The sequence below is a fragment of the Flavobacterium sp. genome (assembly GCF_003525665.1).
Lineage (GTDB): Bacteria > Bacteroidota > Bacteroidia > Flavobacteriales > Flavobacteriaceae > Flavobacterium.
Genome location: NZ_DQDX01000180.1, coordinates 32263 through 44789 on the forward strand (window position 1 = coordinate 32263; position 12527 = coordinate 44789).

A 12527-nucleotide genomic window follows, 5' to 3' on the forward strand; every position below is an offset into this window, starting at 1 on the left:
AATTGCCGCTGGAAAAACAATTTCGTTATAAGATGCATTGTAGTAAGCGTTCACCGTTTGTGGCGACATTCCCCAACGCGTTTTATCTACAGGTTTATTTAAGTCGGCGATATTTTCTTGGAAACCCCATTTAGAAACATTTTTCATGTTTTCATAATAGCTTCCGCCGTTTTCTTTACCTTTTATAACCAATTTAGAATAATCTTTCCACTTGTCTGGGTAACCAATTTTAACTTTCGATTTTTTTAGTTTTTCGATAGCACCTTTTCTAGTTTCTGGTGTCATCCAAGGTAAATTATTGATTCTATTTTCAAATGCTAAGAAAACATTATCAATCATTTTTTTGGCTTTTTCTTTAGCTTCTGCAGGGAATTTTTTCTCAACATATAATTTTCCTAAAGCTTCACCAACCGTTCCGTTTACCACTTGAAGTGCGCGTTCTTCTCTTGGACGTTGTGCTTTGGCACCTTGAAGAGTTTTGCTGTAAAAATCCCAATTTGCTTTTTCGATTTCTGTTGTTAAAACATTAGATGAATTATTTAATAAACTCCAACGTAAATACGCTTTCCATTCATCAACTTTATTTTCTTTAAAAATTGTTTCTAATGACGTCATGTATTTTGGTTGTGATACAATAACAGAATCAATTGCTGGAAGACCAACACCTTTGATGTAATTGTTCCAATTTACCGATGGTGTTAACTTTTGTAAATCGGCAACCGACATTGGATTGTACGTTTTACGTCGGTCTCTTCGTTCTACTCTATCCAATCTTGGTGTTGCCATTGCCGTTTCAATAGCTAATACTTTTTTGGCATTTGATAAAGCAACTTCTGGCTTATCACCTAAATATTGTAACATTTTTGCAACATGCTGCACATATTTTTCTCTTTTCTCTTTAGAATCAGCTTCGTCTGATACATAGTAATCTCTGTCTGGTAAACCTAAACCTCCAAGACCTATGTTTACAACGTTTCTATTACTGTTTTTTGAATCTGGACCAACACCAATTCCGTAAAAACCTAATCCACCTTCTGGTTGCATTTCGGTAATTAACTTATTTAAATCATTAACTGATTTGATGGCATTGATTTTGGCTAACGTTCCTTTTATAGGATTAATTCCAAGTTTGTTTCTTGAAATGGTATCCATATACGTTTGATAAACATTAACAGCTTTTGCTTGATCTGAACTTGGATCAAGTTTTTTATTTGCGGCAGCTTCCTTTAAAATGGCAAGTGCATCTCTATCAGTATTTTGACGTAATTCATCAAAACTTCCCCAACGAACTCTATCACTTGGTATTTCTGTTTTATCTGCCCAAGATCCGTTTACGTATCTAAAAAAATCATCTCCAGGTTTTACAGATTTATCCATAAAATCAAGATTAATTCCAGGATTTTTTTGTTGTGCATTCATTTGGCAAACTCCAAAAAATGCTACTGTTGCAAAAAGCGAAATAGTACTTATTTTCGATTTCATAATTTATTTTTTTATTATTCTTTTAACTGTTGATTGTTCGTTAGCAGTAATTTTTACGAAATAAATTCCACTTGAAATAGAGGTTAAATCAATTGTTGAATTACTTCCGTTAGTTTGAATATTTTTATTAGAATTTATTATTTTACCCATAACATCGTAAACTACAATTTCATCTATTGTAGCATTTCCTGCAGAAATATTGTAAATTCCAGTTGATGGATTTGGATAAATTTGAATGTTATTTAAGTTAAATGACTCATTTGCTAATGTTCCGCTAATTAAGAAATCATCAACTACAACTCCAAGATTATTTTCGGCTTCGTCTGAATGAAATACGATTCTAAAAATCACATTAGTTTCTGTACTTAATGCTGCTAAAGAGTAAAAATAAGTTGTTAATGCCGCATTAGTTCCTGTCCATTGTGCTCCAACACAATTGAAACAATCTGTTCCTGATGATTCTGGAGTTCTATTACTATTGTACCAGTTTGGACCTTGAGTTCCCAGAACTTGCCAAGTTTGTCCAAAATTTGTTGAGTATTCTACATAAGTTAAATCCCAATTATTTTCTAAATCATAAGCCAATTTAAAACTAATTTGTGGTGCCGACAAAGAAGACAAATCGTAACATTGAGAAACAAGATATGATTTGGTTAAATCTGGATAATTACCAGTTAAGTTTGTAGTGTAAACATTATTGGTTCCTGTTGCTAAAATTCCTGTAGCTCTAGTTCCTCTTGTCCAAATTCCGGTTGTACTTGCTTCGTTATACTCAATTAACTCGTCAGTAGTACTTTCAAAAGTGTTGGTTACATTAACTGTTCCTGGATCATTTAAATAAAAATTAGTTGATCCCGAATTATTATCGCTATAAGCATCACCAGAAATTGTTGAAACAACATTCATGCTGTAAATTCCTTTAGGTAATGTTAATGCAGGCAAACTAATTATTTGTGTAAGTCCAGCATTAATAGTTCCTGTCCAAGTAAAAGTGTAAGGAACAGCGTTAAGAGTATAATTGAAATTCACAGAATTAATTGTGTTCGAACCATTATTTTTCACTGAAACTTGCGGTGTAACAGCATTAGCGCAATTAATATTTACTGCAGATGGGTTTTGAATTTCATTAAGTTTAATGTCATTCGGTGGTGTTTGAATTTGAATAGCTGACTGCCAAATACCTCTTCCATAAGTAGCTGCAATGATTTTTGCATCTTCAAGGTTGATTTCTAAATCGGTTACAGATACATTTGGTAAGTTAGTGTCAAATGGTTCCCACTGCGACATGGTATCATCTGTATAATAAACACCTAAACTGGTTCCAATATATAATGGATTATTTGTGTCTCTACCTTGATGAACAATTACATTCTTACCAATTGCTGGTAAACCTGTGCTGAAAGACGTAAAAGAAGTTCCGCCATTTATAGATTTTAAAGCTTGTCCAGAAGTTCCTTGCGTTGTTAAATAAATAATGCTACTGTTTGACGAATGTACATCAATTGAAGTAATATTTCCTGGTGCTGAATAAACTTGAGTAAAAGTTAAACCTTTGTCAGTACTTTTGTATAAACTAGAACCGTTAACCACATACATATTGTTATCGTTAGAAGGATCAACAGCAACCAATTCGATGTTTCCACCGCCAGTTGGAGAACCGGCATTTTGCAATTGCCATGCACCACCAACAAGTTTGTATAAATTAGAATATCCTGCAAATAATTCACCAGCATTGTTAGCTACAAGTGGCGTAATCCAGTTTCCTCCATCATCATTAGTACCAGTTTCTGCCGTTGGCGCACCAACACCTGCAGAAAGAGAATTACCAGAATTAGAACTGATATACAAATTACCTCCAAATTGAATAAAACCATAATATAGGTTACTGTTTGTTGGATCAATTGCTGTATCCATTCCGTCAGCACCATAATAATTTTTCCACTGATTTCCGCTGTATGCATGACCACCGTTATCTTGAAGTCCGCCAACCATTTTAGAAGCCGATTGTTTAGAAACCGCTATTTTATAAAATTGACTAATTTGTGCACCAGCCGTTTTATCTGTAAAAGAAGCACCATTATTTTCTGACACATAAACACCTCCATCACTACCACAATATAATTTTGTTCCAAAAAACTGAAGATAGTGAATATCTGCGTGAGTGTATGTTGCTTGAGTAGGTGCACTCCAACTGTTTAATTGTTCAAAAGTTACACCTCCATCTGGTGATTTCCATACGTTTAAACATCCTGTATAAATTTCTTCAGCATTAGTTTGAGAAACTGCAAAAGCTAAATCATAACCAGATTGTCCCGAACCATTAAAGGTATCGTTTGTACCCGATGTTTTTGTCCAGTTTGTTCCTCCATTTGTAGAACGATAAACACCTTGCATAGCACCAGTAGTTGTTGTGCTTAGGACATAAATATAATTTGGATTGGCTGCTGTTACATCCATTAACATTCTACCAGAGGCAAATGGCAATCCTGATATTACAGCGGTAAAAGTATCTCCTGCATTTGTAGATCTATAAAATCGGTTATTGCTTACTGCGTAAACAGTATTTGGATCACCTGCTTTTAGTCTGATTCTTCCTTGAGAGAAATTACCTGTTTGCTCTAATGTCCAAGTTGTTCCACCATTTAATGTTCTGTAAATCCCATCGGTTGTTGCGGCCCAAAGCATATTAGAATTTGTTGGATTTATTAAAATATCTCCTGCTAATTTATTTGTTCCTGTAAAAGTAAGTCCGGTAGTATTCCAAGTTGTACCACCATCAGTAGATTTTAAAATCCCGATCGAATAAGTATCTGATGCATCACAATCGCCGGTTGCTATGTAAATTACATTTGAATTAGTAGGATCAACGGCAATTCCAGACACACCTATTTGTGGTAAATTATCTGATAACGGAGTCCACGTTGTTCCTGCGTTTGTTGATTTCCAAATTCCTCCAGCTGGCGCACCAATATAAATAGTATTTGGATTGTTTGGATCTACATAAACAATATTTACTCTTCCTTGTCCAGAAGACCAAGAACCTGTATTAGAATGTGTAAAGGGACCAACTGGTTCCCAATTACTTGCAGGAAGCATTAAAAGATTACTTGATTTATTTGCTTTTGCTGATTTTTTTTGATTGAATGCATCCCACATTTCTTGTGGAGTGATTAAATAACCTTGATCATTGGTTTTATTTCTCCAATGATTTTCCCATCGCATGAATGGCTTGAAACCACTTCCTTTTTTAGAGTGATCTCTATTTTTCCAGTATTCATTAAAAGAGTCTACAACTTCGTCGATAGAAACTCTTTCTGATTTTGCATTAGAATTTGTTGTATTCCATGGCGCTATAGAATTGTATTGTGCTTTTCCAACAAAACAACTGAATAACGCAACAAAAACTGTAATTTTTTTCATTTTGTGTAATTTTGCCCAAATATAAATAAAAAAACAACAATAAAATATCTCTTTAACAATAGTTCATTGATAATTTCTAAACGATTAATTACTTTTGTAAAAAAATACAATGACATCTGTTTTTAAAAAATATAAAGTTCTAATCGGATTTTTTGTTGTTTTCTCTATAGTAACTATTTCGTTGTTTTATAGCGTTTTAAAACCTAGTAAATCACTGCCAATTTATAATCCGAGTGATGTAAATCCAGAATTGGTGGATTCTACCGTGCAATATATTGCTAATAATCATAGAATTGCCGATTTTAAATTTACCAATCAGAACGGAAAGGTAATTACTCAAAAAGACTACGAAGGCAAAATTTATGTAGCCGATTTTTTCTTTACAACGTGCCCAACTATTTGTCCGAAAATGACTGATAATATGGTGTGGTTGCAAAATCAAATTAAGAATAATCCTAAAGTGATGTTGCTTTCACATTCGGTTACACCAGATATTGATAGTGTGCCAGTTTTAAAGAAATATGCTTTAGAAAAAGGTGTTCTTGATGCAAAATGGAATTTAGTTACTGGTGATAAAAAGGATATTTATTACATTGCTAGAAAATCGTATTTAGCTGTAAAAACTGGAAAACCAGAAGAAATGTATGATATGGTTCATACTGAAAACTTTGTTTTGGTAGATTCTAAAAAGCGTGTTCGCGGATTTTATGACGGAACAAACCTTGATCAACCTACTGAACCCGGAATAAAAAACGTGAAACAATTGCTTGAAGACATTTTATGGTTGAGTGAAAACGATAAATAATACAAAAAACAATTGCTAACTATCCCGAAGTTTCGGGACTGATGCAAGGGAAAAGCTCCCGATTTTTATCGGGACTTTGGAAAGGCAGCAGGAAAATGGATTGCAAATAATTCGCAATCCCGAAGCTTCGGGAATTCGCTTCTAAAAAAAACTTAAAATTGATAAATATCATAGTTTTTAGATTGTAAATAGTTACTTTTGTATTTTAATTCAATCTAAATAAGCTCTTGAAACTAACACTCGCCCAACTTAAAAAAGGTCAAAAAGGAATTATCGCCGATGTAAACATTGACGAGATTCCGTTGAAATTATTGGAAATGGGTTGCTTGCCTGGCAATGTGGTAGAGTTGGTTCAAATTGCGCCTTTTGGCGATCCGCTGTATTTTATTTTTAATGATTCGCATGTTGCTATCCGACTAGAAACGGCGAAAGAAATTGAAATTACACTGGAAAATAATACAAATTAATGACTCATAAAACTATAAAAGTTGCGTTAATTGGAAATCCTAACACTGGTAAAACTTCGGTTTTTAACCAGCTTACTGGTTTGCGTCAACAAGTGGGAAATTATCCTGGAATTACCGTTGAAAAGAAAATTGGTTCTTGTAAATTATCTGAAAATGTAAAAGCAACAATTCTAGATTTACCTGGAACTTACAGCTTAAATGCGAGTTCGATTGACGAAAATGTAGTGATTGAATTGTTGATGAATAAAAACGATGAGTATTTTCCTGATGTTGCTGTTGTGGTGACCGAAGTTGAAAATTTGAAACGTAATTTACTGCTTTTTACCCAAATAAAAGATTTAGAAATTCCAACAGTTTTGGTCATCAATATGAGTGATCGAATGGCTAAAAAAGGAATTGATTTAGACATTCCGTTTCTAGAAAAAGAACTGAAAACCAAAATTGCTTTAGTAAGTTCACGAAAAAATATTGGTATAGATTCGATTAAAAATTTGATTTTAAATTACGAATCGCTTTCTACCGAACCTTGCTTGAATGCGTCGGTTATTGATGTTGAATATTTTGATAAATTAAGACGAGCATTCCCAAATCAATTGTTATACAAATTGTGGTTGGTAATAACTCAAGATGTGAATTTCTTGAACTTGGATAGAAATGAAATACAAAGTAATTTCACAAAATCTAAAACCGAATTAAAACGTTTACAACAAAAGGAAACTATAAAACGATACCAGTTCATAAACGACACATTAAAAGTTGGCCAGATAATTGACGTTTCTAAAGCTACCGATATTAGAGCAAAACTAGACCGAGTTTTAACCCACAAATTTTTTGGTTACGTAATTTTCTTCGGGATTTTAATGCTTATTTTTCAGTCGATTTTTAATTGGTCGAGCTATCCGATGGATTTTATTGATGAGACTTTTACTAGTTTGGCATCGTATGCAAAATCGCATTTGCCAGCAGGAGAATTTACTAATTTAATTGCCGAAGGAATCATTCCGGGAATTGGCGGAATTGTGATTTTTGTTCCTCAAATTGCGTTTTTGTTTCTCTTTATTTCTGTCCTTGAAGAAAGCGGTTACATGAGTCGTGTGGTTTTCTTGATGGATAAAATAATGCGCCGTTACGGACTTTCAGGCAAAAGTGTTGTTCCATTAATTTCTGGAACTGCGTGTGCGATTCCAGCGATTATGAGTGCTCGTAATATTGAAAACTGGAAAGAACGATTAATAACAATTCTGGTTACTCCTTTTACAACTTGCTCGGCACGATTACCGGTTTATGCAATTCTAATTTCATTAATAATTCCGGATAAAAAAATCATCGGATTCTTCTCTTTACAAGGATTGACCTTGATGGTTTTATATCTTTTAGGATTTTTTATGGCGATTGTTTCGGCTATAATTTTGAATAAAGTTTTACAATTTAAGAGCAAATCCTACTTTGTAGTTGAAATGCCAAGTTATAAAATTCCGTTGTTTAAAAATGTTGGAATTAATGTTCTTGAAAAAACGAAAGCATTTGTTTTTGGTGCTGGTAAAATCATTTTAGCAATTTCTGTAATACTATGGTTTTTAGGTTCTCATGGACCAAAAGATACGTTTGGAAATGCACAACAAATCGTTGAAAATGAAGTTTATGCGAGCAAATCGAAAATAAATCCATCGGTTATTGAAGACAATGTTGCGGCTTATAAACTTGAAAATTCTTATATCGGAATTATTGGAAGAAGCATCGAACCTGTTATAAAACCATTGGGTTACGATTGGAAAATTGGAATAGCCGTAGTAACTTCATTTGCTGCAAGAGAAGTTTTTGTGGGAACATTAGCAACTATTTACTCCGTTGGAAACAGCGATGATGAAACAACGATTAAAAACAAAATGGCCGCCGAAATAAAACCCGACGGTACCAAGATTTTTAATTTTGCAACAGGAGTTTCGTTACTGTTATTTTATGCTTTTGCAATGCAATGTATCTCTACATTGGCAATTGTAAAAAAGGAAACCAATTCTTGGAAATGGCCAATAATTCAACTAATCTTCATGAGTGGATTTGCCTACCTTGTTGCTTTGTCCGCTTATCAAATTTTAAAATAATAAAACATTAGTTAAAGTTTTCTCGTATATGCTTGAAAATTAATGATAAGAAAATCTTTTCGTCCATATTCTTATTTTTAATTTGTCTAAATAAATTCCATTTGGTAATTTTGTACCGTAGATTTAATCTAAATAAAAATGAAGAACTTTTTAATATCAATTTCTATACTTTTTTCTTTCTCAGTTAATGCCCAAGAAGATGATTTGGCTATAAATGACACAGTTAGAAGACTGAATCCTGTAGTTATAATCGCTAAAAAGCAAAGCCCAGAGCGTATGCCAGAAGTTAAAGATAACGTTCTGTTTTCTGGGAAAAAAAATGAAGTTTTAAAACTATCCAACATCAACGGAAATTTTACTACAAATAATGCAAGAGAAATATTTTCGAGAGTTCCTGGTGTAACGATTTGGGAAAACGAAGGTTCGGGAATTCAAATAAATGTTGGCGTTAGAGGATTAAGCCCGAACAGAAGTTGGGAATTAAATACAAGACAAAACGGTTATGACATTTCATCAGACGTTTTTGGATATCCAGAAGCTTATTACAATCCACCATTAGAAGCGGTCGAAACTTTAGAACTTATTCGTGGCGGATCTTCATTACAATTCGGACCTCAATTTGGTGGTATGCTAAACTATCAATTAAAAAGAGAGACAAAAAAGAAATTTTCATTCGAAACTCAAAATACTACTGGAAGCTACGGATTAATGAGTAGTTACAATGCAATTGGTGGTAAATTAAATAAATTCTCTTACTATTTGTACAATCATTCAAGAAGCGGCGATGGTTGGAGGGAAAATTCAGAATACACGGTACGCAACACGCATGCTTTCATAGAATATCGTTTTACCGAAAAGACAAAACTATCGGCAGAATACACCAATATGGATTATAAAATGCAACAAGCTGGAGGTTTAACAGATGAGCAATTTAACGCAAATCCAAGACAATCTTTGAGAGAACGAAACTGGTTTGGAACACCTTGGAATGTATTTTCGGTAAATTTTGACACCGAAATAAATGACAACTTTACTTCAAATACTAAACTATTCGGATTAATTGGTGAACGAAATAGCGTTGGATTTACTGCAACTCCAAATACCGCAGATGCCATTAATCCTTCAACAAATGATTACGCCAACAGACGTGTTGATAGAGATTACTATAAAAATTTTGGCGTTGAAAATAGAAATATTTACAAATACAAATTAGGCAAAATCAACAACAACCTTGCGTTTGGAGCACGTATTTATAGAGCAAAAACACAGCGTTTACAAGAAGGACGAGGAACAACTGGTTCCGATTTTGATTTATCTATTGATGGACAATACGTACGCGACATTAATTTTAGCACAGAAAATGTAGCTCTATTTGCGGAAAATCAATTTAAAGTTACTGAAAAACTTAGCGTTACGCCAGGTATTCGATATGAATACATCAAAAATACTGGAGAAGGAAGATTTGGCATTAGCAACGGAAATCCTATAGCTTTTCCTGATAAAACAATTTCTCGAAGCAAACCATTATTCGGACTTGGTGTTGAATATAAGTTACTATCAACCAATATCTATGCAAATATTACACAAGCCTACAGACCAGTTTTATTTTCAGATTTAACTCCACCAGCAGTAACAGATGTAATTGATCCAAATTTAAAAGATGCAAGCGGATTCAATGCCGACTTAGGATTTAGAGGAACTTATAAAAAATTCTTAAACTTTGATTTTAGTTTGTTCTATTTGAGTTATAATAACCGAATTGGTGGTGTTAGACAATTTATCAATAACGACCCAAATCAAGGAACATTTATTTACCGAACTAATTTAGGTGAAACAGTAAATAAAGGTATTGAAGGATTTGTAAATTTAAATGTAACAAAATTGTTTGATGTAGATATGCCATATGGTAATCTCGATATTTTTGCAACAGTAAGTTTTATCGACAGTCGCTACACTGATTTTGCTGTATCTACTGCTTCTGGAACAGCTCCAAATATAACTATCACCGAAACTAATTTAAATGGTAATCGAGTAGAAAATGCACCAAGATACATTCATAATTTCGGAATTTCATGGAGTAACAACAACATTTCAGCGACGGCACAATATAAAATGTCAGGTAAAATTTTTACAGATGCCAACAACACTTCGGCTCCATCTGCAAATGGTTTAACTGGATTGTTAGATAATTACAATGTTTTCGATTTGTCTACAGAATATAAATTTTTGAAGAATTACAATATTCGAGGTGGAATTAATAATCTATTTGATAAAAATTATGCTACACGAAGAGCTGGTGGATATCCTGGACCAGGAATCTTACCTGGTGAAGGACGCACTTTTTACATCTCGATAGGAGCTAAAATTTAATAACAACAAGTAAACTACAGTCTAATGATACAAATGGTTTTAGTATATATAGCACTTGCAATAGCAGTATTCTTTTTGCTAAAACCATTAATTGGTAAAAAGAAACCTAAAAAAGATTGTGGCGACGATTGTGGTTGCCACTAATTTTCAAATACAATTTTGATGTATTTCTTTTTGTCTTTTACAACAACACCTTCTTTAGGATAAGGATTGACACCAATCGATTTAATTTTTTTAGAATAATATTTTGCAAACCACAAGTTATTCTCTTCTCTATTTTTCGAATTGAATGTCAGCGTTTGTTCTTCAACAAATTCCTTGTCGTTGTAAACTTCAATAAGTACTGAAACTTCTCCAGCCCAAATACAAGTTGTTCCTTCTGGACAACGCGAATCATTGAAAACACTTTTCAATTTGAGATGAAATCCTTTTTTCGGGATGCATTTTTTTGGTGTGATTTTTACTTCTGTTTGAGCAAAAGCAAAAACGAAATTCAGAAAAAATAATACAATAACAAGCTTTTTCATAGTCTGATTTTTTTATCCCAAAGCAACATCAAGCGTCATCATCACAATAAATCCGCCTATAAAACCAAGTGTAGCAATATCCGTGTTCTTATCTTGTTGTGTTTCTGGAATTACTTCTTCAACAACTACAAATATCATCGCACCAGCAGCGAATGCTAAAGCGTAAGGCAAAAGTGGTGTGAAAAAAGTTACTGCAACTGCACCCAAAACTCCAGCAATCGGTTCCACTATTGCAGATGATTGTCCGTACATGAAACTTTTCCAACGGCTCATTCCCATTCTACGTAATGGCATTGAAACCGCAATTCCTTCTGGGAAATTCTGTATTCCAATTCCGATTGCCAAGGTCACAGCGCCAGCAATTGATGCTTCGGGAATTCCTGCTGCAACTCCGCCAAACAAAACTCCAACCGCCAAACCTTCGGGAATGTTATGTAAAGTGATTGCTAGAACCAATAAAGTAGTTCGTTGCCAAGGCGATTTTACACCTTCGGTTTCTTTAAAATTAATGTGCAAATGCGGTAACACTTTATCCAAACCAAATATAAAAAGTGCTCCCAAAGCAAATCCAACTGCTGCCGGAATAACTTTGATAAAACCTTCACCTTTACTCATTTCAATAGCTGGCGCTAATAAACTCCAAAAACTTGCGGCAACCATAACGCCTCCGGTAAAACCAAGCATTCCGTCGAGCACAACACGATTCATATTCTTAAAAAAGAACACAAACGATGCACCAAACGCTGTTAGAAACCAAGTAAATAAGGTAGCATACAATGCAGCCAAAATTGGATCTATACTTTCGAAATAATCTAAAACGGATTCAAACATATTATTTTACGTATAAATTATTAGCAATTTTATTGGATAAAGTTAATTCTCTCGAATCAATTTCTACCAGTAATGTGTCGTCAAAACTTTCTTTTTCTTTTACTTTTATTTTAGAACCCAAAGCAATTTTTTGTTTGTCTAAATACTTTAAAAAATCAGATGAAGAATCTTTTACTCCTACACATTTATATTCTGTATTCAATACTGCTTCTGATAACAGCAACTTATTTACCTTTTTAATTACGCCGTTTGCATTTGGAATTGGATCTCCATGCGGATCAAAATCTGGAAATTCTAAAAACTCATCCAGTTTATTGATGAGTGCTTCCGATTTTATATGTTCTAATTCTTCTGCAATTTCATGAACTTCATCCCAAGAAAAACTTAATTTCTCTACCAAAAAAACTTCCCACAATCGGTGTTTTCTTACAATCATTTTAGCCGATAGAAATCCGCTTTCAGTCAACGTTACACCTTGGTATTTTTGATACGAAACCAACTCTTTATCAGATAATTTTTTTAG

General features: G+C 33.6%; 9 protein-coding genes. 4 read left to right on the top strand and 5 right to left on the bottom strand.

What is annotated here, in order from left to right:
- On the bottom strand, positions 1-1419 hold a 1419-nt coding region (locus DIU01_RS12535), incomplete at its 3' end, for a M13 family metallopeptidase (RefSeq protein WP_290834980.1).
- 66 nt (positions 1420-1485) lie between these two features.
- Positions 1486-4902, bottom strand: a complete 3417-nt coding sequence (locus DIU01_RS12540; protein WP_290834965.1) for a T9SS type A sorting domain-containing protein — start codon at positions 4900-4902, stop codon at positions 1486-1488.
- Positions 4903-5011: 109 nt separating this feature from the next.
- Between DIU01_RS12540 and DIU01_RS12545 the strand changes: the two genes are divergently transcribed.
- The 4 genes from DIU01_RS12545 (at position 5012) to DIU01_RS12560 (ending at position 10646) form a co-directional block, all read left to right on the top strand.
- Positions 5012-5707, top strand: a complete 696-nt coding sequence (locus DIU01_RS12545) for an SCO family protein (protein ID WP_290834966.1) — start codon at positions 5012-5014, stop codon at positions 5705-5707.
- Between the two features lie 227 nt (positions 5708-5934).
- Complete coding sequence (locus DIU01_RS12550; RefSeq protein ID WP_290834967.1) at positions 5935-6174, top strand: FeoA family protein; 240 nt, start codon at positions 5935-5937, stop codon at positions 6172-6174.
- The gene (gene feoB, locus DIU01_RS12555) at positions 6174-8276 is read left to right on the top strand and encodes a ferrous iron transport protein B (protein ID WP_290834968.1); all 2103 of its coding nucleotides are present in this window, start codon (positions 6174-6176) and stop codon (positions 8274-8276) included. The genes DIU01_RS12550 and feoB overlap by 1 nt, the downstream gene beginning before the upstream one ends.
- 138 nt (positions 8277-8414) lie before the next feature.
- A complete protein-coding gene (locus DIU01_RS12560) occupies positions 8415-10646 on the top strand; it encodes a TonB-dependent receptor (RefSeq protein WP_290834970.1) in 2232 nt (743 codons plus the stop codon).
- 140 nt (positions 10647-10786) lie between these two features.
- Here the strand turns inward: DIU01_RS12560 and DIU01_RS12565 are convergent, their stop codons facing one another.
- The 3 genes from DIU01_RS12565 to DIU01_RS12575 form a co-directional block, all read right to left on the bottom strand.
- The gene (locus DIU01_RS12565; RefSeq protein ID WP_290834972.1) at positions 10787-11173 is read right to left on the bottom strand and encodes a hypothetical protein; all 387 of its coding nucleotides are present in this window, start codon (positions 11171-11173) and stop codon (positions 10787-10789) included.
- A gap of 12 nt (positions 11174-11185) precedes the next feature.
- Positions 11186-12004, bottom strand: a complete 819-nt coding sequence (locus tag DIU01_RS12570) for a ZIP family metal transporter (protein WP_290834974.1) — start codon at positions 12002-12004, stop codon at positions 11186-11188.
- 1 nt (position 12005) lies between these two features.
- Positions 12006-12527: metal-dependent transcriptional regulator (locus tag DIU01_RS12575; protein ID WP_290834976.1), on the bottom strand; the 522-nt coding region annotated here is incomplete at its 5' end.

Excerpts from the sequence above, each read along its gene's own strand:
- DIU01_RS12560 (WP_290834970.1), top strand. The coding sequence starts at position 8,415 with ATGAAGAACTTTTTAATATCAATTTCTATACTTTTTTCTTTCTCAGTT.
- DIU01_RS12570 (WP_290834974.1), bottom strand. The coding sequence starts at position 12,004 with ATGTTTGAATCCGTTTTAGATTATTTCGAAAGTATAGATCCAATTTTG.
- DIU01_RS12540 (WP_290834965.1), bottom strand. The coding sequence starts at position 4,902 with ATGAAAAAAATTACAGTTTTTGTTGCGTTATTCAGTTGTTTTGTTGGA.
- DIU01_RS12565 (WP_290834972.1), bottom strand. The coding sequence starts at position 11,173 with ATGAAAAAGCTTGTTATTGTATTATTTTTTCTGAATTTCGTTTTTGCT.
- feoB (WP_290834968.1), top strand. The coding sequence starts at position 6,174 with ATGACTCATAAAACTATAAAAGTTGCGTTAATTGGAAATCCTAACACT.
- DIU01_RS12545 (WP_290834966.1), top strand. The coding sequence starts at position 5,012 with ATGACATCTGTTTTTAAAAAATATAAAGTTCTAATCGGATTTTTTGTT.